23 protein-coding genes and 1 pseudogene are annotated in these 22,705 nt (G+C 40.7%); 13 read left to right on the top strand and 11 right to left on the bottom strand.

All coding sequences use genetic code 11. From position 1 onward, the window contains the following. Nucleotides 1-10: 10 nt before the first annotated feature. Complete coding sequence (locus HC000_RS13775; protein WP_058374374.1) at nt 11-451, bottom strand: TerB family tellurite resistance protein; 441 nt, start codon at nt 449-451, stop codon at nt 11-13. A 100-nt stretch (nt 452-551) separates the two neighbouring features. Between HC000_RS13775 and HC000_RS13770 the strand changes: the two genes are divergently transcribed. Further along, complete coding sequence (locus tag HC000_RS13770) at nt 552-908, top strand: hypothetical protein (protein WP_011329516.1); 357 nt, start codon at nt 552-554, stop codon at nt 906-908. Between the two features lie 2 nt (nt 909-910). Here HC000_RS13770 and HC000_RS13765 read toward each other — a convergent pair whose 3' ends face one another. After that, nucleotides 911-1,504, bottom strand: a complete 594-nt coding sequence (locus tag HC000_RS13765) for a hypothetical protein (RefSeq protein WP_011329517.1) — start codon at nt 1,502-1,504, stop codon at nt 911-913. 209 nt (nt 1,505-1,713) lie between these two features. On the opposite strand from HC000_RS13765, the gene HC000_RS13760 reads away from it, so the two are divergent. Further along, complete coding sequence (locus HC000_RS13760; RefSeq protein WP_179807950.1) at nt 1,714-2,007, top strand: hypothetical protein; 294 nt, start codon at nt 1,714-1,716, stop codon at nt 2,005-2,007. Between the two features lie 92 nt (nt 2,008-2,099). Here HC000_RS13760 and leuD read toward each other — a convergent pair whose 3' ends face one another. The 5 genes from leuD to fabR form a co-directional block, all read right to left on the bottom strand. Continuing rightward, complete coding sequence (gene leuD, locus HC000_RS13755; RefSeq protein WP_179807949.1) at nt 2,100-2,699, bottom strand: 3-isopropylmalate dehydratase small subunit; 600 nt, start codon at nt 2,697-2,699, stop codon at nt 2,100-2,102. Beyond that, a complete protein-coding gene (gene leuC / locus HC000_RS13750) occupies nt 2,699-4,099 on the bottom strand; it encodes a 3-isopropylmalate dehydratase large subunit (protein ID WP_011329520.1) in 1,401 nt (466 codons plus the stop codon). Before leuC ends, leuD begins: the two co-directional genes overlap by 1 nt. Before the next feature lie 67 nt (nt 4,100-4,166). Continuing rightward, nucleotides 4,167-5,243, bottom strand: coding sequence for a 3-isopropylmalate dehydrogenase (gene leuB / locus HC000_RS13745; RefSeq protein WP_011329521.1), 1,077 nt, complete (start codon nt 5,241-5,243; stop codon nt 4,167-4,169). Beyond that, nucleotides 5,240-6,793 carry a 2-isopropylmalate synthase gene (gene leuA / locus HC000_RS13740; RefSeq protein WP_011329522.1) on the bottom strand — a complete coding sequence of 518 codons (1,554 nt, stop codon included), beginning with the start codon at nt 6,791-6,793 and terminating at the stop codon, nt 5,240-5,242. Before leuA ends, leuB begins: the two co-directional genes overlap by 4 nt. Before the next feature lie 395 nt (nt 6,794-7,188). Continuing rightward, nucleotides 7,189-7,809, bottom strand: coding sequence for an HTH-type transcriptional repressor FabR (gene fabR / locus HC000_RS13735; RefSeq protein WP_011329523.1), 621 nt, complete (start codon nt 7,807-7,809; stop codon nt 7,189-7,191). 126 nt (nt 7,810-7,935) lie between these two features. On the opposite strand from fabR, the gene HC000_RS13730 reads away from it, so the two are divergent. Together HC000_RS13730 and sthA are read left to right on the top strand one after the other, a co-directional pair. Beyond that, the gene (locus HC000_RS13730; protein WP_011329524.1) at nt 7,936-9,069 is read left to right on the top strand and encodes a fatty acid desaturase; all 1,134 of its coding nucleotides are present in this window, start codon (nt 7,936-7,938) and stop codon (nt 9,067-9,069) included. A gap of 13 nt (nt 9,070-9,082) precedes the next feature. Next, a complete protein-coding gene (gene sthA, locus HC000_RS13725) occupies nt 9,083-10,513 on the top strand; it encodes a Si-specific NAD(P)(+) transhydrogenase (RefSeq protein WP_172459241.1) in 1,431 nt (476 codons plus the stop codon). Between the two features lie 219 nt (nt 10,514-10,732). Here sthA and hemE read toward each other — a convergent pair whose 3' ends face one another. Further along, nucleotides 10,733-11,797, bottom strand: coding sequence for a uroporphyrinogen decarboxylase (gene hemE, locus HC000_RS13720; protein WP_058374381.1), 1,065 nt, complete (start codon nt 11,795-11,797; stop codon nt 10,733-10,735). Nucleotides 11,798-12,323: 526 nt separating this feature from the next. Between hemE and HC000_RS13715 the strand changes: the two genes are divergently transcribed. After that, nucleotides 12,324-12,794 carry an Rsd/AlgQ family anti-sigma factor gene (locus HC000_RS13715; protein ID WP_011329527.1) on the top strand — a complete coding sequence of 157 codons (471 nt, stop codon included), beginning with the start codon at nt 12,324-12,326 and terminating at the stop codon, nt 12,792-12,794. Between the two features lie 90 nt (nt 12,795-12,884). On the opposite strand, the gene fkpA is transcribed toward HC000_RS13715, so the two are convergent. Further along, on the bottom strand, nt 12,885-13,637 hold the full coding sequence (gene fkpA / locus HC000_RS13710) for an FKBP-type peptidyl-prolyl cis-trans isomerase (RefSeq protein ID WP_011329528.1): 753 nt from the start codon (nt 13,635-13,637) through the stop codon (nt 12,885-12,887). Between the two features lie 214 nt (nt 13,638-13,851). On the opposite strand from fkpA, the gene HC000_RS13705 reads away from it, so the two are divergent. Continuing rightward, on the top strand, nt 13,852-14,850 hold the full coding sequence (locus HC000_RS13705) for a hypothetical protein (RefSeq protein ID WP_179807948.1): 999 nt from the start codon (nt 13,852-13,854) through the stop codon (nt 14,848-14,850). Further along, entirely contained in the window at nt 14,837-15,052 is a 216-nt protein-coding gene (locus HC000_RS13700; protein ID WP_011329530.1) for a SlyX family protein, read from the top strand. The genes HC000_RS13705 and HC000_RS13700 overlap by 14 nt, the downstream gene beginning before the upstream one ends. 23 nt (nt 15,053-15,075) lie before the next feature. Here the strand turns inward: HC000_RS13700 and HC000_RS13695 are convergent, their stop codons facing one another. Continuing rightward, a complete protein-coding gene (locus HC000_RS13695) occupies nt 15,076-15,279 on the bottom strand; it encodes a YheV family putative zinc ribbon protein (protein ID WP_041454614.1) in 204 nt (67 codons plus the stop codon). A 132-nt stretch (nt 15,280-15,411) separates the two neighbouring features. Between HC000_RS13695 and HC000_RS13690 the strand changes: the two genes are divergently transcribed. The 6 genes from HC000_RS13690 to HC000_RS13665 all read left to right on the top strand — a co-directional run bounded on the left by HC000_RS13690 (nt 15,412) and on the right by HC000_RS13665 (nt 21,966). After that, complete coding sequence (locus HC000_RS13690; RefSeq protein ID WP_089368872.1) at nt 15,412-17,334, top strand: ATP-binding cassette domain-containing protein; 1,923 nt, start codon at nt 15,412-15,414, stop codon at nt 17,332-17,334. Then, nucleotides 17,318-17,743 carry a TIGR02444 family protein gene (locus HC000_RS13685; RefSeq protein WP_179807947.1) on the top strand — a complete coding sequence of 142 codons (426 nt, stop codon included), beginning with the start codon at nt 17,318-17,320 and terminating at the stop codon, nt 17,741-17,743. Before HC000_RS13690 ends, HC000_RS13685 begins: the two co-directional genes overlap by 17 nt. A gap of 624 nt (nt 17,744-18,367) precedes the next feature. After that, nucleotides 18,368-19,360 (top strand): hydrolase, encoded by a 993-nt coding sequence (locus HC000_RS13680; RefSeq protein WP_011329535.1) that lies wholly within the window; start codon nt 18,368-18,370, stop codon nt 19,358-19,360. Beyond that, entirely contained in the window at nt 19,357-19,611 is a 255-nt protein-coding gene (locus HC000_RS13675) for a YheU family protein (RefSeq protein ID WP_011329536.1), read from the top strand. Before HC000_RS13680 ends, HC000_RS13675 begins: the two co-directional genes overlap by 4 nt. Before the next feature lie 75 nt (nt 19,612-19,686). Then, entirely contained in the window at nt 19,687-20,880 is a 1,194-nt protein-coding gene (locus tag HC000_RS13670) for a dipeptidase (protein WP_179807946.1), read from the top strand. Nucleotides 20,881-21,054: 174 nt separating this feature from the next. Then, nucleotides 21,055-21,966: a hypothetical protein gene (locus HC000_RS13665; protein ID WP_179807945.1), complete on the top strand. Its 912-nt coding sequence runs from the start codon at nt 21,055-21,057 to the stop codon at nt 21,964-21,966. Between the two features lie 484 nt (nt 21,967-22,450). Here HC000_RS13665 and HC000_RS13660 read toward each other — a convergent pair. Next, nucleotides 22,451-22,705, bottom strand: a pseudogene (locus HC000_RS13660) (elongation factor Tu); the annotation flags it as partial.

The following is a 22,705-nucleotide window of genomic DNA, read 5'->3' as shown; positions in this document are numbered from 1 at the left end:
AGCTAACACTCTATTTTGTCGCCGCAATTTTTGCGGCGATAAAATCTACATGAGTTACATATAACAAGCCTGCCACTTTACGTATTACGTACTCTTCTTGCGGATCAATCTCACCATCGGCATAGGCCAAGCGCCATAACAGCTCTATTATTTCAATGCGCTGCGCCGCACTACAATGTTGGTTAATTTGTTTTGAAAACTGAAAATAATCTGTCGCGCTATCCACGCTACTGTTTGCATTATTTAGCAGCTCGTTTACGTCGGCATCGTTTAATGCAAAATAGCGTTTTAAGGTAGTTGTTAGAGTATGTTGTTCATTATCATCTAACTTAGCATCTGCGCGCATTACCTCAATTAATAATGCAGCAACCGCTGTTTTTAAATCATGCTCTTGCATACTTGGCTGTTGCTCATCGAATACAGAAAAAAGTTGTTTTATTTGTTTGAACATCACACTTTCCCTTATTGGGTGTTAAACTTAATATAAATAAATAGCGCTTAATACTGATAGTATTAATGGGTATAAAGTTCGCAAATTAAAGGAATTATTTATGCAAGGATTAAACATTAGCTTAGTTATTGGCAGTGCTTTGCTAGCTTGTTCAAGCGTAGGCACAGCTTTTGCCGAACAAGCAAAAACAGAAAAACTCTACGACTTTGATAATAAAGTACATTATTACCAAACAAAACTCGACGATGATAACTATAAAATAGAGATCCAGTCAGACGATTACAAACACTTTGCAAATCAGAGTGTATTTTTACTACGCCATGCTAATCGCTTGTGCCTTAATAAAACATTTATGCTTAAAGTGCTGGATGGCGTGCAAGAGTACGAAAGTATGCCTACTAACCCTAGAGCTTACCAACCAGCATTAAGTGTTTTACTACAGTGCGAAGATGAATAATTTTAGTCTGTGTATCCCCAAGGGGCTGCTGGCGGAGTGATGGGTTTAGTTAAATCAAAATCCACTTTAAATTCGCGGCCTTGACGAATTAAACGATAAGTAAATACCTCAGGATAAATATACATTTGCCAAGTATTACCTACCGACTGTGCTATCCCTTGTGCAACAAATAATTCTTTTGAATATTGATCGGCAGGAAACGACTGCATTTGTGCAAAGCCAGCATCATTTGTATGCCCGCCATACATAGTTGAGATGTCGTTAGAACCATTTTTATGGCGATGGTCGTGCTTTAAGCTTAAGCCACTGCCCGTTTTAGTAATAATCCAAGTGCGCGATGCATCATCACCCACATGAAATGGCACTTGCAGCTCACTGTCGGTACATTTACGTACATGCATTACTAATTTTTTGCCCGCAAACGAGCTTGGTCCCGCGGCGTTATCAACACTTACCTTGCCTTCATAAGCTTTACCGCAATGTGCAGCAATATTACTAAAAAACGCATCGTGGCTAGCAATAGACACCAAAGGCGCAGGGCTTGCTACAACAGTTGATGAAGCCAATAATAAAGTGGCTGCAGTTAATAATTTCATCACATATTCCTTATAATAGTTTTTAGTACCATAGCCCTTTAACTCACTTAAAGGAAGTAATCACGATGAACCACCAAAGTGCAGGAGTAACCAACAAATGATACTTGCAACTCGCTGATAATTTTAAAATATAAATTGTTGCAAAAAAAATATAATAATTAAATACTGTCAACTATAAAATTAATAACTAGCATGGAGCGCAGAACCAAATGACAAATTATATAGGCTTAATAATAGTCATATTATTATTGATTTTACAAAATCGTTATTACCTTTCCCTATGTAAATACCTTGTTCAGCAACACCCAAATGAATGGCAAAAGCTTACCCAAAACTCTTTAGATGGAACAGCACATGCCAACCTTGCTGAATCATTTAAAAATGGCTTTTTTGCGACCATAGATGACTCGAAAGTAACCCGTTTTCAAACCTTTAAAAGGATAAACTTATTAATAATAGCAGCCATTTCCGCCGCTAGTTTAGCTACTGCATTTTTATTTTGAACAAATTGATAAAACAATTAATGTGTTGCCGCTAAAATAAAAAAGCGCAGCTTATGCTGCGCTAAATACGTCTTTTTATTTATTTTAACAACTTACTGCCAAGGACGCTCTGCAGCAAGTTGCTGCTCAAACGCGTCTATTTGTGGGTTAAGCGTTTCGGTTACGCCAATAAAGTCTAGGCCGCTTAATAGACGCTCTTTTACGTCTTTGCGAATATCAAAACTAATGGGGGCAAATTTAGTGCTAGTCAGTGTTTGATTTTCAAGATCGATATCGATATGAATATCGTTATATTGCTCACTTAACACAAATAATTGCTCTAGCGTATCGGCTGGCAGTGCAATAGCGAGCATTTGATTATTGCCACAGTTATTGAAGAAAATATCGGCAAAGCTTTCAGCCAAAATCACTTCAAAACCATATTGCTTTAGTGCCCATGGCGCGTGTTCGCGTGATGACCCACAACCAAAGTTGTCGCGCGTTAGTAATATTTGCGCGCCTTGGTAGCAAGGACGATTTAAAATAAAATCAGGGTTTGGCTCGTCATTTTCTAAATAGCGCCAATCATAAAATAATGCGGCATCAAAGCCTTCGCGGCTGGTTGAGGTTAAAAACTGCTTTGGAATAATTTGATCCGTGTCCACGTTGTTTTTATCCAATGGGGCCATTAAGCCACTAAAATAAATGCTCATTAGGCTTCTCCTCTAATATCAACAAAGTGACCATGTATAGCTGCCGCAGCGGCCATTGCAGGGCTAACCAAATGGGTGCGCCCGCCACGGCCTTGACGTCCTTCAAAGTTACGATTTGAGGTGGATGCACAGCGTTTACCTGCACCTAAGCGGTCGTCGTTCATTGCTAAACACATTGAACAACCCGGTTCACGCCACTCAAAGCCAGCTGCTTTAAAAATATCTGCTAAGCCTTCGTCTTCGGCTTGTTTTTTAACTAAACCAGAACCCGGTACAATTAACGCTTCAATACCGGCAACTACTTTTTTGCCTTCGACTATTTTTGCTGCTGCACGTAAATCTTCAATACGACTATTGGTGCACGAGCCAATAAACACGGTATCTACTTTTGCACTTGATAACTTTTCGCCCGCTTTTAGGCCCATGTACTTTAATGCACTGCGGATCGCATCAGCTTTAATTAGATCAGGTTCTTTATCAGGATCAGGAATACACTCGTCTACGCCAATCACTTGCTCTGGGCTAGTGCCCCAAGTAATTTGTGGCTGAATGCTGCTGGCCTCCAGCTCAACAACATGATCAAACTGCGCACCATCATCTGTTTTTAATGTTTCCCAATACTTAACAGCTGCGTCAAAATCAGCGCCTTTAGGAGCAAATGGGCGACCTTTTAGGTAATCATAAGTGATTTGGTCAGAAGCAATTAAACCTGCCTTGGCACCCATTTCTATACTCATATTACACAACGTCATACGTGCTTCCATCGACAACGCTTCAATTCCTTCACCGCAAAATTCTGCGACGTAGCCCGTGCCACCCGCTGTACCTAACTTACCAATAACCGCCATAATTAAGTCTTTTGCAGTAACGGTGGGACGCAAACGGCCATTTATTTGAATTTTTAACGACTTAGCCTTTTTTTGTTGCAATGTTTGCGTTGCTAATACGTGTTCAACCTCTGAGGTGCCAATACCGTGGGCAAGCGCACCAAATGCGCCATGAGTCGACGTATGGCTGTCACCACATACTATGGTCGTGCCTGGCAAAGTTATACCCTGCTCTGGCCCCATAACATGCACTATGCCTTGATTAATTGAGTTTAAATCGTAAAGCACAATGCCAAACTCTTTACAGTTTGCATCTAGTGCCATTAATTGATTTTTCGACACTTCGCTAGCAGCATCCAATGAGCGACTTTTGGTCGATACATTATGATCCATAGTAGCGAAGGTTTTTTCTGGGCAGCGTACAGTGCGGTTTTTTTCACGCAAACCAGCAAAGGCTTGTGGTGACGTAACTTCGTGTACTAAATGACGGTCAATATAAAGTAAATCGGTTTGCTCGTTGATACTGGCAATTGTATGTGCTTGCCAAATTTTGTCGTATAACGTTTGGGCCACTTGCTAATCCCCTAATCTGTTTTGAGCCGCAGCCTAACGGAGCTGCGGCATTAAAATGTGTTTTTAGTTAAATGCGTGCAACAATCGCTGCAGCAACATCATTGGTAGTGTAGCCAGCGTTTGGAAATATATCTGGCGTACCTACGCCCGCTGCAACGGCTTCAGCTACTGCTTTTTCAATGGTGCGTGCAGCTTCGTCTTGGCCCAATGAGTAACGCAGCATTAGTGCGGCACTTAAAATTTGTGCAATCGGATTTGCCACGCCTTTACCTGCAATATCGGGGGCTGAGCCACCGGCAGGCTCGTATAAACCAAAGCCCGACTGGTTCAAACTAGCCGATGGTAATAACCCCATAGAGCCAGTGATCATCGCGCACTCATCAGACAAAATATCGCCAAATAAGTTATCGCACAGTAATACATCAAACTGGCTTGGTTGTTTTACAAGCTGCATTGCTGCGTTATCTACGTAAATATAATCAAGTTTTACTTCTGGATAGTCTTTGCTTACTTCGGTAACAACTTCGCGCCATAGTACGCTTGATGCTAAAACGTTGGCTTTATCAACCGAAGTAACATGGCTACTACGCAGTTTTGCGGCTTCAAAGGCAAAACGTGCAATACGTTCTATTTCTTTACGTGAGTATCTTTGCGTATCGAATGCTGATTCATTTTCGCCTTCGCCGCTGCGCCCTTTTTCACCAAAATAAATGCCACCGGTTAGCTCACGTACACACAAAATGTCAAAGCCTTGCTCGCTAATATCAGCGCGTAGTGGCGATGCGGTGCTTAGTGCTGGCAATAATTGCGCTGGGCGTAAATTACAAAACAAGCCAAAGTGTTTACGCAGCGGTAACAGTGATCCACGCTCAGGTTGCTCATCGGGCGGTAAATGTTCCCACTTTGGACCACCAACAGCACCAAATAAAATAGCATCGGCATTTTCACAGGCTGTAACTGTACTTTGTGGTAAGGCTTTTCCATGCTTATCGATGGCTGCCCCACCAATTGCATGGTGTTCGCGGTTTAGAGTAAAACCAAACTTATTGCTCACTGCATCCAGTACTTGCTCTGCTGCTGCCATTATTTCTGGGCCAATACCATCACCCGCTAATACGGCTACACTGTAGTTTGTTTTACTCATCCTGCTTTCCTTTGTTGTTTTAAATCAGACACTTTTTGTGCGCGATAAATTAAATTATAAACACGAACCATAGCGCGTACCGACGCTTCTACCACATCTGCTGCTATGCCCGCACCGTGATAAGGGCGGCCGTTAAATTTAGCAATAATGTTTACCTGCCCAAGTGAACTTGCACCTTGGCCTGTGGCTTCTAAGTTATACTCAATCATTTCTACGCTCATTCCGGTTAAGCGCTCAATAGCAGCAAAAGAGGCTTCAACTGGGCCATTCCCCGTTGCTGCTTCTTGTTTAGCTTCGCCATCTATCAACATGCCAATAGTAGAGCTGGCTACCGATTGTGAGTTAGATACCGAGTTAACAAACTCTAATTGGTACTTTTCGTCTTTGTCGTTAATTTGATTAAAGTAAATCATCGCTTCAAGGTCGTAATCGTATACAGTACCTTTTTGATCAGCCAAGGCTATAAAACTTTCGTATAGACTATCCATATCATAATCAGACTTTTGATAGCCTAATTCTTCTAAGCGATGTTCAATAACATGGCGTCCAGAGCGTGAAGTCATATTTAATTGGTTGCTCGGTACACCCACACTTTCTGGCGACATAATTTCGTAGGTGTTTTGCGCTTTTAATACGCCGTCTTGATGTATACCTGAGCTGTGTGCAAAGGCGTTCTCGCCCACAATGGCTTTATTAGGCTGTACTGGCATATTACAAATTTTAGCCACTTGGCGAGATGCGCGATAAATTTCTTCACTTTTAATATCGGTATACACGTTTAAGTGGTCTTTGCGCATTTTCATGATCATTGCCACTTCTTCAAGTGAGCAGTTACCCGCACGTTCACCAATGCCGTTAATAGTACACTCAATTTGGCGAGCACCCGCTTGCACAGCAGCAATAGAGTTGGCAACAGCTAAGCCTAAATCGTTATGGCAATGCACACTTAAGCGTGCTTTATCAATATTTGGCACATTGTTCATTAAATGGCGGATCATGCCTGCGTATTCGTCCGGCGTTACAAAGCCAACTGTATCGGGTAAATTAATAGTAGAAGCACCGGCTTTAATGGCCTGCTCTACAATGCGGCATAAATCCCAATGCGGTGTACGTCCGGCGTCCTCACACGAAAACTCCACATCATCGGTATAGTTACGTGCTAATTTAATTGATTTAACTGCCATAGCAGTGGCATCGTCCAAGCTCATGCGTAACTTGTGCTCAAGGTGCAAAGGACTGGTAGCAATAAAAGTATGAATTCGACTTTGCTGCGCGTTACGAAGTGCTTCGCCACATGCTTCAATGTCTTTAGCAACTGAGCGCGCTAGGCCACAAATAATTGGCCCTTTAACCTCGGTAGCAATACGCTGCACGGAGCGAAAATCTGCTGGGCTCGATACCGGAAAACCCACTTCCATTACATCTACATTTAAGCGACTAATGGTGTGCGCTAGCTGAATTTTATCATCTTCGGTAAGGCTTGCTTTAAGCGCCTGCTCACCATCACGTAATGTGGTATCAAAAATCCATACTTTATCTTGGTCTTGCATAACAGCCTCTCATTCCAATGCTATTTATTGTTAACTTATCCTACCGCGAGATAAAAAAAACCCCGCAAGTGCGGGGTTTTTTTATGTTTAGCTCAATGCAAACACACTAATCCCCGCTCACTTGCCATAGCAGTAAGAGGTTCAGTTTTAGTGTAATTAAACGAATAATATGCATCTTGCTTTCTTATTTATGTCGAGTGAGGCTTATTTTTAACATTACCATGCACAAGGTGCAAGCATAAAAATTCTAATTTTTGTATTTAACATCGCTTTAAACAGAAATAATTATGCACTAAAGCAAGGTTTGGTGAGGTTTTTTAACAATAAAGCACCGCAAAGTGCTTAAATTACTAAGCACTGTAAAGCACAGTGCTTAGATTAACTTTTTACTCTGTTTAAATCTCTTTATTTGTTTCTCGCACATAATGCGTTGCACCACGAGTAATGTAGCGCAATTGCCAAATAACACGCTCTACTAACTCATCGCGTTGTAAGCCCTCTAAATCAAGCGCTTCTGCTCCAGCATTAAATACCAGTGTTACCATGGCTTCAGATTGAATATACGCATGGGTGGCATCGCATTTTGTTTCGCTTTCTAGGTAGTGCGCCAACTCTAAAATAAAGTGCTTAACTTCGCGTGCTACCGCCGCTCTAAACGCTTTTGAAGTACCAGATCGTTCGCGCAGTAATAACCTAAATTGATTACTCGAGTTGTCAATAAACTCCATAAAGGTCACCACCGAGGTATTTATTACGCTACCACCGCTGGCAATGCGTCGGCGCGCTTGGCGCATAAGTTGACGCAGGGTTAAACCCGCTTCATCAACCATGGTTAAACCCAGTTCGTTCATATCTTTAAAATGTCGATAGAAAGAAGTTGGTGCAATACCGGCTTCACGCGCAACTTCGCGTAAACTTAAGTTTGAAAAGCTATGATCGGCACTCAACTGATTGAATGCCGCCTCAATTAACGCTTGTCGTGTTTTTTGTTTCTGTTGCGCTCTAACACCCGACATCAACAGCTCCCTGAATGAATTTATAGCAAATTTTGATTAAAATAGTTTAATTACTCAGTCTAATACTTGACGCCAAGAGTTTGAAATATTATTTTAGCTTACAGTTGTACGCTGAGATAGAGAATTATGAACAAACCACCACTTATTTGGACCAACGTCCTATTTTTTAGCCTTACTTTTTTGGCCGCGATAACGCTTGTGCCTTGGTATGGTATTAACTACGGATTTTCTAGTGCCCACTGGATTGCCTTTGTCGGCTGCATGTTTTATGCAGGCTTATCAATTACTGCCGGTTACCACAGATTGTGGGCGCATAAAACCTATAACGCCCATCCGGCGGTTGAGTTTGTGTTTGCCTTAGGCGGTGCATTTGCACTGCAAAACAGTGCACTACATTGGAGCAGCGACCACCGTGTGCATCACGGCCAAGTTGACGACCCAATAAAAGACCCTTATGCCGCAACCAATGGTTTTTGGTATAGCCATATTGGCTGGATGTTACGTGACTATCAAGCTGATAGCTACGGCGATTACAGTAACTGTCGCGATTTACAACGCAATAAAATTGTAATGTGGCAACACAAACATTATTTAAAGTTAGCTCTTTTAATGAATGTAGGCCTACCTCTTACGCTAGGATTACTAGTTGGCGATGTATGGGGCATGTTATTACTTGCCGGTTTACTGCGCTTAGTACTTAGTCAGCACTTTACCTTTTTTATTAATTCGGTAGCCCATATTTGGGGCTCTCGTCCGTACACCGAAAAAAATACCGCCCGCGACAACGGCTTTTTAGCCCTATTTACATATGGCGAGGGGTATCATAACTTTCATCATATTTTTGCCAGTGATTACCGTAACGGCATTAGGTGGTTTCATTATGACCCCACTAAATGGGTTATTCGCTCGTTAGCTGCCCTTGGTTTAGCCAGTAAACTAAAGCGCACACCGGTTGAACGCATTGAAAAAGCCAAGGCCGAAACTTTAATGAGCAAAACACAAGTTCGTCTTGCAAAATTGCCTTTAGCACAAGATAAGCTTACATTATTACAACAAGAATATGATTTACTGCTGAAAAAACTGCAAAATTATTGTTCACTACAAAAACAAGTGTTAGAAGTTAAAAAAAATAACATGGCAAAGCAGTGTGAACGTTCAGCATTAATGGCACAATACCATGAGCTGGAAGCCGCCTGGGAAAACCAAAAGCAGGCATGGCTAGCACTTAATGCGAGGTTATTAAAAGCCTCTTTTAGTTAATATAGGAGTGGCTGTGGCCAAACAACCAGAAAAGAAAAAAACACCCGTGACATACCAATATGATGCAGTAATTATTGGCACGGGTCCTGGCGGTGAAGGTACCGCTATGAACCTTTCAAAAAATAACAAAAAAGTGGCTGTTATTGAACGCCACGAAGCCGTAGGTGGGGGCTGTGTACATTGGGGAACCATTCCCTCTAAAGCCCTACGTCACTCGGTTAGCCGTTATATAGAATATAAAACAAACCCTTTATTTAATACCGGTGATCGACTTGCTCGACTCACTTTTCCTGACATTTTACGCCATGCCAGCTCAGTTATTTCTAAGCAGTCTAATTTACGTAGCAGTTTTTACGACCGTAACCGTATTCAAATGTTTCAAGGCGACGCGCGTTTTATTGATAAACATACAGTTGAAGTAACTCGCCAAGATGGTTCAACTGAGCGTTTAACGGCCAAGACTATTGTTATTGCTACAGGTTCGCGCCCATACCGTCCGCCAGAAGTAGACTTTACCCATTCTCGTATTTACGACAGCGATACTATTTTAGGGTTAACCCACGATCCACATCGCGTACTTATTTATGGTGCGGGTGTAATTGGTTGTGAGTATGCCTCTATTTTTAAAGGCTTAGGTGCCAAAGTTGATTTAGTTAACACTCGCGACCGCCTACTTGCCTTTATGGACACAGAAATATCTGACGCGCTGAGTTATCACTTTTGGAATAGCGGTATTGTAATTCGTCATAACGAAGAGTTTGATCATATTGAAACCCGTGATGACTGTGTAATTATGCATTTAAAATCGGGTAAACGCGTAAAAGCTGACTGTATTTTGTTTGCTAATGGCCGCACCGGTAATACCGACAAGCTTAACCTTGAAGCAATTGGCTTAAAACCTGATAGCCGTGGCCAGTTAAAAGTAAACGAAACCTATCAAACCGAAATTGACAACGTATACGCTGTAGGCGATGTGATTGGTTACCCAAGCCTAGCGAGTGCCGCATTTGACCAAGGCCGTATTGCAGCTGATGCAATTTCTTGTGGCAACTGTGATGAAAAACTGATTATTGATATTCCAGCGGGTATTTATACTATTCCTGAAATGAGCTCAGTAGGTAAAACCGAGCAGCAACTTACTGCTGCTAAAGTTCCGTATGAAGTAGGTCGTGCGCAATTTAAACACCTTGCGCGTGCGCAAATTGCGGGTACTGAAGTGGGTACTTTAAAAATATTATTTCATACAGAAACCAAAGAAGTACTGGGTGTACATTGCTTTGGTGAGCGCGCCTCAGAAATTGTCCACATTGGCCAAGCCATAATGGAGCAAAAAAATGGCGGCAATAATATTGAATACTTTGTAAATACCACTTTTAACTACCCAACTATGGCTGAAGCCTACCGAGTTGCAGCGTTAAATGGATTAAATCGCTTATTTAAATAAAGCTTTTAAGCTAAGAATAACCTATGTAATGCGGTTATTTGATAAATAGGCAATAACGACACATAAGTGCCAAACACGCCTTATTAAAAAGCCCGCTTACTAAGAATAGTAAGCGGGCTTTTTGTTGTTTAGCTGTTTTGTCCTTAAATGTGTTTACACATTTAAGACTTATTTATGAAAAATAACACACTAAACACTCAGTACTTTATTTGGTATTTATTACTTATGGTATTTAGCACTGAACTCATGCACGGCATTAATAAACACACCCGCATTTTCAGGGTCTACATCTGGTGTAATACCATGGCCAAGGTTAAATACATGACCATTACCTGTGCCAAAGTCTTCTAAAATAGTCGCTACTTCTTGACGAATACGCTCTGGCGTACCGTGCAGCATTGACGGGTCCATATTACCTTGTAATGCTACTTTGTCGCCTACACGGCGCTTAGCATCACTAATATTAATGGTCCAATCAAGGCCGATAGCATCACAACCAGTTGCTGCAATTGCTTCAATCCATTGGCCACCATTTTTAGTAAACAAAGTAACTGGTACTCTACGGCCATCGTATTCACGAATTAAACCATCAACAATTTTGTGCATGTACTGCAATGAAAACTCATTGTAGTCGCGCGGGCTTAATACACCGCCCCATGAGTCAAACACCATTAACGATTGTGCACCGGCTTTAATTTGCGCATTTAAGTAATCGATAACCGAATCAGCTAGTTTATCGAGTAATAAATGTAGCGTTTGCGGCTCTGCAAATGCCATTTTTTTAATTTTGCCAAATACTTTGCTGCTGCCGCCTTCAACCATATAAGTCGCTAACGTCCACGGTGAACCCGAAAAACCAATTAATGGTACTTCGCCTTTTAGTTCACGACGAATAGTACTAACCGCATTCATTACATAACCAAGATCGTCGTTTGGATCTAGCTTAGGAATTTTTTTAACATCGGCAAGCGATGAAATTGGACGCTCGAACTTTGGACCTTCACCCGTTTCAAAGTACAGACCTAAGCCCATAGCATCTGGAATGGTTAAAATATCACTAAATAAAATAGCGGCATCTAACGGGTAGCGGCGTAATGGTTGTAGTGTTACTTCGCAAGCAAGCTCAGCATTTCTACACAGGCTCATAAAATCGCCCGCTTGTGCACGTGTAGCACGGTATTCTGGTAAATAGCGTCCTGCTTGGCGCATCATCCATACTGGAGTTACATCAACAGGTTGTTTTGCAAGTGCACGTAAATAACGGTCGTTTTTTAATTCGCTCATAGCGTAAAATAATCCTAATGCTTATAGAAATTGAGCAAGATTGTACCACCATATTCATTACCTCTCTATCGCTAAGCGATTAAATTGACAGCAACAGGAGGTAGATCAAGATGTTTTGAGTTTTTAACTGTTTTTGACTATTAAACAAGCAAACAGTAGCAACAATTAAAACTTTTCATTAATATATTTGCAACATACTTAAATCCTTGGTATTGTTTATCCCGCGTTAACAAAAACAATAATAAAAATCTTAAAACAATAAAAATAAAAGTTTTAAAATAACAATAACAAAAATCTTCTAATAAAAATAAGAAAGCTTGTTATAACAAGCCATAGAAAAAAATTAAGCCACCGTAACAGGTGGTTTTTTCTTGCCTGCAATAAATTATCAATTCCCTACAAATAAAATAAACTGCTTCTAGATCATCTATTTTACTAGTTGATATACACATCAATTAACTATATCTTGAGGTATAAACAATTTTTACTTTTAACTAAAAAACCAACCCAGCTTAGGAGAACGATTATGCTGACGCGTGTAGAAAATGCTCAACAAAAGTGGGGGGGTAGCCATACTGTAATTGATAAATGGCTAAACGAGCGACAACGCCTCATTGTGCTTTATTGTAAGCTAGCTGGGTTTTCACCTTCTGATAAAAAAGATCATGCCCTGCCTGAACCACAACAAATTGAAACGTTTTGCCAAATTTTAATGGATTACTTATCTGCCGGTCACTTTGAAATATACGATGACATTGCTAAGGCTTGTGAAAGTAAAGGCCCAGAAAGCCAATTGCTAGCAAATGCTATTTACCCAAAAATAACAGATACCACCGACATTGCGCTAGATTTTAACGATAAATACGCTGAAGTTGATAAAGAAGATTTATTAGTAGGCTTTGACAATGACTTATCTGTTCTTGGTGAAGCACTTGAAGCGCGCTTTGCGCTAGAAGATGAGCTTATTGATAACTTATTTGCTAATCATACGGATTAACAAGCGCACCGTTATTTATACGCATTAAAAAAGGGACTTAAAGTCCCTTTTTGTATATGTAGGCTAAATTATTTTTAGCTTATATCTTATTTACTCTGCTGCTGCAGCATCTGCATCGCTTTGAATTTCTAATAATTCCACTTCAAATACAAGTGTTGAATTAGCAGGAATTTTACCTAAATCACGGTCGCCATAAGCTAGCTCAGAAGGAATTGTAAATTTATATTTAGAACCAACAGGCATAAGTTGTAAACCTTCAGTCCAACCAGTAATTACACGGTTAAGAGGGAAAGTTGTTGGCTCGTTACGTGAATATGAGCTATCAAATTCAGTACCATCTAAAAGTGTGCCTTTATAATGTACTTTAACTACATCAGTTGCAGCTGGTTTTTCGCCATCACCTTGAGTAATCACTTCGTACTGTAAGCCAGACTCAGTAACAGTAACGCCTTCTTTTTTAGCGTTATCAGCTAGGTATTTTACACCCGCTTCTTTGCTTTTTTCAGACTCTACTTTTGCTTGTGCTTCTTGCTTAGTACGCACTGATGTATCTAACTCAGTTAATACTTCGCGAATTTTTTCTTCGTCAATTTTTGCATTACCAGCAAGTGCATCTTCAAAACCACGAATTAACAGTGCTTGGTCTAGTTCAATACCAATTTCTTTTTTATCGGCTAAGTCTTTATTTAAAAAGTTACCTACCGATGCGCCAATACCGTATGCTTGTTGCTGCGCTACAGTGTCTAGTTTAACTTCAGCTTGCTCTTTTTTTGCTTCTTGATTACATGCTGTAAGCGCTAAAACTGACGCTGCAATCAATGACAATTTAATCGTCTTTTTCATTTTAAATCTCCGACACACTTTGCAGTTGCCATTTATTGTATTATTACTAGTTAAAGATTAACGACCTACATGATAGGCTGCTTGTTTAATAACTAAAATTTACGTTGTTAGCTAAACTAAAAACATATCCAGTGATTAGACAAACAACCTAGGCCTTCAACGAGACCTAGTCTAACCTCTCAATCACTAAGAGTTAAGAGGAAATGCTTGTAATATGCCGTTATTTCGTACTTTTTTTATCGTGTTTTGCTGTTTATCGGCCATCGCCTGTAGTGATGAAAAACAACAAGCTGTTGCCAGTTATGAACATGCTGCACAAGGCGCGTTTTCATCGGCGCTATCGCATGATGGTAAATACAGCTTAGTCTCCTCCATTAACCATGGGGTCGCGCTGTGGGATAATCAACAGCAAGCACTTAAATACCAATGGTTTCAGCAACAAGCCCAAGATAGCTTGGTTTATGCCGTTGCGATCGCTTTTGACAACAGTGTGGCTGTTACCGCCGAAAAAACCACCTTTGCGGTATGGGATATTGCCACCGGCGAAAATAAAGGTTACTACAAAATACAAAAATCCAGTATTCGCGATATTGCTATAAGCAACCAAGGCCGTAGCGTACTATACGGGCGCAGCGATGGCGTAGTGGTGTTTATTAACCTTGAAACTGGCCGCCGTATTGAGTTTTTAGGCCACCAAGAAAAAGTAAACACGGTCGATCTTGCCCCTAACGGGCGCTATGCTTTAAGTGGTTCAAACGATTACGTTGCTTACTTTTGGGATACGCGTACAGGGCAAGTGATTCATCGCTTTAACCACCCTACTCGTGTTACTCAAGTTACGCTTGACCCACAAGGTCGCTATGCATTTACGGCCGACAGTATGGCACAAGCAAATGTATGGAAGCTGACTACAGGTGATCTTGTAAGTAAACTGAAGTATATTGCGCGTCAGAAAATTTTTACGGCGGTACGCTTTAACGATCAAGATGATTTGCTAGCAACTGGGTCGCCTAATAAACGCATTGATTTATGGCAAATATCGAGCGGTGAAAAAATTCAAACTTGGCAAGTGACACCACGCGAAGGCAGTAAGCCTAAATCGGCCGTGGTGCTCGATGTAACATTTACAGATAACGGCAGGTCGTTATTAACCGAAAGCTCCAGCGGTATCGCAGAGCGATTTATTATACGAGAGAATAATGAACACAATTGAACATCGCTTAATGGAACTTGAGGCCAAAGTGGCTTTTCAAGACGAAACAATTGATATTTTAAATGACGAAATAAAAGTTCACCAGCAGCTGTTGGCAAAAATGAAACGCCAAACAGAGCTACTGGCTGAAAAAATTAAAGAATCGCAGTCATCATCATCGATGATGTCAAACGAACCTGAGCCACCACCGCCACATTATTAATATGCAGCTATGCAGCAAAGGATTTAATCTCCTGGTTTAAACACGCCTATAACTTGTTCAAACTGGCGTGTTGACGCCTGCACAGCCTGTTCTGGCTGTGCCATTTTATGGCCGCACTCTACACATTCTACTTTTTCTACATCATGCTCTTTGTAAAGCATTAACCTATCCATGGCTTTACATTCAGGACATGTTGCCCCAGCTATAAATCGCTTTTTTTGTTTCACGAGATTTTTCCCACAGTTTGACCTAATGTTATTTTATCGTATTACGTGATGCGTTGATACGGTTGATATGCCCAATACGATCCGTGTTATCATATTGGCAATTCAATTAGGGCACAGTAAAGTAACGCATTTATGATCCAAATCTCAGAAATAGAACTTCTTCGTGGCGGTAAAGCTTTATTAAAAAATGCATCTGCTACGTTATTTCCAGAGCATAAAGTAGGCCTAGTAGGCGCTAATGGTTGTGGTAAATCAACCCTATTTAGCCTCCTCAAAGCAGAGCTACAGCTCGATGGCGGTAACTTTACTATACCTAAAGACTGGTCTATAGCGTCAGTAAAACAAGAAACTCCCGCACTGGAAATAAGCGCAATAGACTATGTACTACAAGGTCATCCGCAGTATTACGCCATGCGTATTGCACTGCGTGAAGCCGAGCAAGCTAACGATGGCGACGCACAAGCTAAAATACATATTCAGCTTGAAAACATTAAAGGCTACAGCATTGAATCAACCGCTGGTGAGCTATTACATGGTTTAGGCTTTGCTAATAACTTAATAGAAAACCCGGTAAGTTCATTTTCGGGTGGCTGGCGTATGCGCTTAAATTTAGCCCAAGCGCTTATTCGCGATGCCGACCTGTTATTACTTGATGAGCCCACTAACCACCTTGATTTAGACGCAGTATATTGGCTTGAACGTTTTTTACGTGCTTATACTGGAACTTTAGTGCTGATATCGCATGACCGTGAGTTTTTAGATGCCGTAGTTGATCAAATTTGGCATATAGATAAACAACTTATCAACGTGTACAAAGGCAACTACTCGCAGTTTGAGCGTCAAAAGGCCGAGCGCATGCTACAGCAGCAAGCCATGTTTGATAAGCAACAAGAGCAAATTGCTCATCTAGAACAGTTTATAACTCGCTTTAAAGCAAAAGCCAGTAAAGCTAAGCAAGCACAAAGCCGCGTGAAAGCACTTGAGCGTATGGAAAAATTAGCTCCAGCACATGCCGACTCGCCATTTAACTTTGAGTTTGCCGAGCCAAAAGCATTACCAAACCCACTAATGACAATAGATAAAGCCAAAGCGGGATATGGTGATGTCACCATTTTAAATAATATAGAATTAAACTTAGTACCAGGCAGCCGCATTGCTTTACTTGGCCGAAATGGCGCGGGTAAATCAACGCTAATTAAACTGCTTTCGGGTGATTTAGAGCCTCAAGCTGGCGAAGTTATTCAGCACCATGGGCTAAATATTGGTTATTTTGCGCAGCATCAACTTGAATCTCTTGATTTAAAAGCCAATGCAATAACACATATACAACGACTTAACCCAAAGGCTACTGAGCAATCACTGCGTGATTTTTTAGGCGGATTTGCCTTTATTGGTGATAAAGCGCTTGAGCCAGTAGCACCCTTTTCGGGGGGCGAGAAAGCACGTTTAGTACTTGCCATGCTGGTATATCAAAAGCCAAATTTATTACTACTCGATGAGCCAACCAACCACCTTGATTTAGAAATGCGCCATGCACTTGTTATGGCACTGCAAGGCTTTGAGGGCGCTATGGTTACTGTATCGCACGACCGCCATATGCTTAAAAACACCGCCGATGAATTTTACTTAGTAGATGACGGCAAAGTAACTCAATTTGGTTACGACTTAGATGCGTATTACCAATGGCTGCTTAACGCCAATAAAGAAGCGACTAAAACAGAGCAAAGTGACGAAGTAAAAGCTAATTCAGGTATTAACCGTAAAGAGCAAAAACGCCTTGAGGCCGAATTTAGAAAAGCCACGCAACCGCTTAAAAAACAAATTGAAAAGCTCGAAAAGCAACTCGACAAATACGCTGCAGAGCTCAATGAGGTTGAAGTAGCATTAGGTGATAACGAGCTATATTCTGATGACAATAAAGCCAAGCTAAAAGAGTTACTAGCCAAGCAAGCCACACTTACACCTAAGCTTAACGACATTGAAGAAGCGCTCCTTATGGCGCTAGACGAAATGGAACAAAAAGAGCAGGCGTTCGCCGATGAACTTGCTCAATAGCGACCATTTTTGGCAATTTTCCTGCACTTTGTACGCCAAGCCAGTGCAACAACAAACCTTGCTGGAGTTACAAAACCAGCAAGGTAAAAACGTTAATTTGTGTTTATTACTCTTGTATTTAGATTCACTAAACTTAGTTGTAAATAGTCAGCAGCTTGGAGTATTAACACAAGTTGTTAATGAGCTCGATAATAACGTGATGCAGCAACTACGCGCAGCACGCAGTTATTTAAAAGTACACCAACAAGCTATTACTGACTATGCAAACATACGCAAAGAGCTGCTTAGCGCTGAGCTCAAGCTTGAAAAGCAGCAACAGCAAATGCTAATAAATGCAGTAAATGAATGTGAATTGGTAAAGTGTACCGAGCCAAATAATATTGAATTATATTTAAAGGCCAGCTTTTAGGTACAAAGCGCCAGAAAAAACAGCTCGCGCATATTTCAATACTTATGAGTCCTACCCTCTTTTACTGCTCATTCTTTTCTCTTTGTGCAAAAGATCTTTAAGTGACTTATACACAAACAGGTTAAAAGGCGCTGCGCTTTTATAGGGAAAAATTAAAACCTCTTTAATCCTTATATTCTCAGTGGTCAAAGCTGTTTTCACCTGCTCCCTTTACCCATCTGTTAAACCTAATACCTTCTTCTCAAAACATGATCCAAATCAACTTCATATCGCTCATTATTTCACTTAGGTAAATAACTTGATCTTGATCATAACTGTATCCCTAAACCCAGCTTATGATTAACCCATAGACATTAGGAGGCAAGTTATGGACGTATTCTTCAGAGATTTTTTTACCGACCCAGTACTGTTCTTATCGTTTGGTTTTCTGGGGATCGTTATTAGCTTGTGCCTTTTCTTTGTATACTACTTTATTAAGAAAGTACAAGAAGCAGAAATTCCTGACCAAAATTAAGCACGACGCACAAAGCGCCTATCAGTTTACTGATTAGGCGCTTTTTATTTTCCTAGCCGAAAAATTTGCTACACTAGCGCCTCGTTTATTGCAAAGTGTGTAGTACAAACATGATCCATAAGTTCAAACCCGCATGGTGGATGACCAATCGTCACGTTCAGACCATAATGCCGCGTTTTTTCCGCCCATTTCATCATACTCGCTACCAATTGGAGCAACTTGATACTCCCGATGGTGACTTTATCGAGCTTGCTTGGTCGCTACCGCATAACGAAACGGCTCCTCTTGCTGTGGTACTACATGGACTTGAAGGCAATATAAATAGCTTTTATGCCAAAGGCATGATGAAAGCCTTAAAAAAGCAAGGTTTTGCAGTGGTGCTTATGCATTTTAGAAACTGCTCCACCGAAGTAAATCGCTTACCACGTGCTTATCACAGTGGTGATACAGCCGACTTAAGCTTTTTTATAAACCACTTAAAGCAGCTATATCCAAACCGACCTTTAGTTGCGGTAGGCTTTTCGCTAGGTGGTAATGTATTAGCTAAGTATTTAGGCGAGCAACAGCAACAATGCCCGCTAAGTGCAGCAGCACTGGTATCTGCACCTTATGATTTATCGGCATCATCGGATGTTATTCGAAAAAGTTTAGGTAAAATTTATCAAAAATATTTACTCGATCGCATGAAAAAATCAATGCAGCGTAAATTGCCACAAATTAAGCAGCAAATATCGATAACTACCGATCAATTAATGGAAATTGACGACTTGTTAGAGTTTGATAATCAACTTACCGCGCCTTTACACGGCTTTGAAAATGCACATGATTATTACCGCCAAGCCAGTGCTATGCCATATTTAAAACATATAGCGGTGCCAACATTAATTATTCATGCCAAAGACGATCCTATGCTCTCTATAAAGGCCGTACCAAGTAGGCAAGATGTGAGTGAGCATGTTACGCTGCGCATCTCTGAAAAAGGCGGGCATGTGGGCTTTATTAGCGGTAAAAATCCATTTAAGCCGGTATTTTGGTTAGAGCAAGCGGTGCCAAGTTATTTTGGCCAATATGTATTAAATAAAACCAACAAAGAGTCAGTATGATCATTCCTTACGAGCAACTTGATAAAGACACCTTATACAACCTAATAGAAAGCTATGTACTGCGCGAAGGCACTGATTATGGCGAAGTAGAAGCCAGTATTGAATCGAAAGTAAACCAAGTAAAGCTGCAGCTTAAAAGTGGTGAAGCTATGGTATTTTTCTCAGAACTACATGAGTCGGTAACTATCATTTCCAAAGGTGAATTTAAAGCGCTGCAAAGTGAAGAGCATCAGGCACAATCGTTTGATTAGATACAGTTAACTTTGTAGCACTTGTAACTTTTGTATTGAAAGTACACAATGGCTTTTTACCCAAAGAGCCATAAAATGATAAAACTCAGCACTCTAGTGGTAGCCATATCACTAGCATTAAGTAGTCAAGCCAATGCAACAACAATAACCGCATCAGATAAAGCAATTAAGCTGGCAAAAGACACAATTTTAATTGATACCCATATTGATGTACCTTACCGTCTACACGACAAATGGGCCGACGTTACCAAAGCCACCGACGATGGTGACTTTGACTACCCTCGTGCTATACAAGGCGGTTTAAATGCCCCATTTATGTCGATTTACATTCCTGCTCACTTAGAATTTGAAGGCAAAGGTAAAAGCTATCAACTTGCTAATTTACTTATTGATAGTATGGAAGCAATCGCACAACGTGCACCCGACAAATTTGCAATTGCCAGCTCAACTGCCGATATAGAAGAGCAGTTTAAGCAAGGTAAGCTTTCGATTGCTATGGGCATGGAAAATGGCTCACCTATTGAAGGTGATATGAAAAATCTACAACACTTTTTCGACCGTGGTGTGCGTTATATTACCCTTGCTCATTCGCAAAGCAATCATATTTCTGACTCGTCATACGACATTCGCCGTAAATGGAAAGGCTTAAGCCCTTTTGGTAAAAAGCTAGTTACTGAAATGAACAACATTGGCATGTTAATCGACGTTTCGCACATTTCTGATGATGCGTTTTATCAGGTAATAGAACTCTCTAAAACACCCGTTATAGCTTCGCATTCATCGCTACGCAAATACACACCCGGTTTTGAGCGTAATATGAATGACGACATGCTACTGGTGCTGAAAAAGAATGGCGGGGTTATTCAAATTAACTTTGGCTCAAGCTTTGTTACTGCTAAAGCAGGTAGTTGGGGCAAGCAGCTAAAAAGTACAAAAGAGTCTGCAAAAAAAGAAGGCACCAAATTAAGTAATGATTTTGATGCTGCATATCGCGCTAAAAACCCCTACCCATTTGCAAGCTTAGAGCAAGTGCTTGATCATATTGATCACGTTGTGAAGTTAATTGGTATCGAGCATGTTGGTATTGGCTCTGATTACGACGGTGTAGGTGACTCACTGCCTATCGGCTTAAAAGATGTGTCTAGCTACCCAAACCTTGTACAAGGCTTAATGGATAGAGGCTACAGCGATAGCGATATTAAAAAGATTTTAAGCGGCAATACGCTAAGAGTGTGGAAGCAAGCTGAGCAATACGCAAAATCTCATTAAGCTTTACGCGCTAGGCTTAGGTCTAGCGCTTATAGCCACTTTAAACACCGTATTTCGCCACTCACGCCCCGCATTCTTAATTAACCCGTATATTTAACCCTCATTTAACACACTTTTTAACAGACTTATATTTCGAAAACAGATAAATTACCCATTTTAGAGGCTGATTATTTTATGACTATAAACAAAGGAACTATTGCGATTGCTATAGCAACACTTGCCTTGGTAATTTCATGCTACGGAACATTTTTTAAAGATCAGGCCAGTTCGCTTAATAAACCCAACCAGCAACAGCTAAGCTCCACAGTTTCTATTAGTACTCCTGCAGAATACCAGCAATCAAATGAAACCCTAATTGACGAACTAAGCAAGAAAGTAAGTTCGCTACAACGCAAAATAGCAAACTTAAAACTGCACGCTCATGACTCTTATCAAGAACAAGATACCGACGAATTTAAGGAGCTTGTTCTTGACGTACTAGAGGAAAAACAGCAGCAAGAAGATGAAAAACGACGTGAGCAAAATCCTCTTTATAGCTTTTATGCAGATTTACCAGAGGACTATGATTTAAGGATCAAATCAGAACCTGATTATGCTAAACAAATAAACTCTCAATTAAGAGAGCAAACTTTAGATCCAAGCATCTCTGATTTAAATAGGTTAGCTGCACTGAGCCAACTGCAAATGAATATGTATATTCTAAATAAATCTACTATGCCTGAGTATGACTATGAAGTAGTAGGTAACATTTTAAATTTAGCGAACAACAGTAGTAACGAAAAATTTAAAATTCAAGCTGTTGAGCTATCAACTCAAACACCGGTACTTGATTACCGCCTTGCAGAGCAATTTACAAACTTGTTAGAGCAAGACACGAATGATTATATCCGTCGCTTAGCTGCACAAGGGTTGATGGCGCAATACTACCAAGCTCAAAATAAACAAGATGGCTATACAAAGCAAATGGCGCAACATCTACTTTCAGTTTATGACAATACCTCTGACAATGCAGTCAGGGCAACGCTTGACGAAATGATGGGTAACCAAGACATGCTTGATGAATTACGTAAGAATGCTGGTTACTAACTAAGTTCATACTCCTACTTTGTTACAGCGATAACATTAATAATTACACTTTACCTCAGGCATAAAAAAACCGAGACTGAGCTCGGGTTTTATTAATGCTTAATGCATTACAACTAATGATTACTCTACGATAGTTGCTACAAAGCACCGATGCCTAAGTAAGTGCGCTACCTTCATGCTTTATCCTCTGAGTTCGATAAAACTCAACCCATGCTACGATGATCAAATTAATACCGCTTTGCTCTGCCTGAAGCCTCGCACCTAATACCTGAAACCTGTATTTTTCTTGAGACATTAAAAAGCCCGACGCTAAGCTCGGTTTTTTTCGTATTAATTAGCTAGGCTAATTATTACTCGTTGAACGTTGCTACAAAGCACCTACCCCTAAGGTAAGAGCGCCACCTTCACATGAAGTAAATTGCAGACATTAAAAAACCCGAGGCTAAGCTCGGGTTTTTTTAGTATTAATTAGCTAGGCTAACTATTACTCTACGATAGTTGCTACAACACCAGCACCTACAGTACGGCCACCTTCACGGATAGCGAAACGAAGACCTTCGTCCATCGCGATTGGCGCGATTAGCGTTACAGTCATCTTAACGTTATCACCAGGCATTACCATTTCTACGCCTTCTGGTAACTGTACGTCACCAGTTACGTCTGTTGTACGGAAGTAGAACTGTGGACGGTAACCTTTGAAGAATGGAGTATGACGACCACCTTCATCTTTTGAAAGTAC

Origin of the sequence: Pseudoalteromonas sp. MIP2626, assembly GCF_013414205.1 — a bacterium.
Classification (GTDB): Bacteria; Pseudomonadota; Gammaproteobacteria; order Enterobacterales; family Alteromonadaceae; genus Pseudoalteromonas; species Pseudoalteromonas nigrifaciens.
The sequence above is the reverse complement of the archived record's forward strand: the minus strand, read 5'-3'. Positions and strand labels throughout refer to the sequence as shown.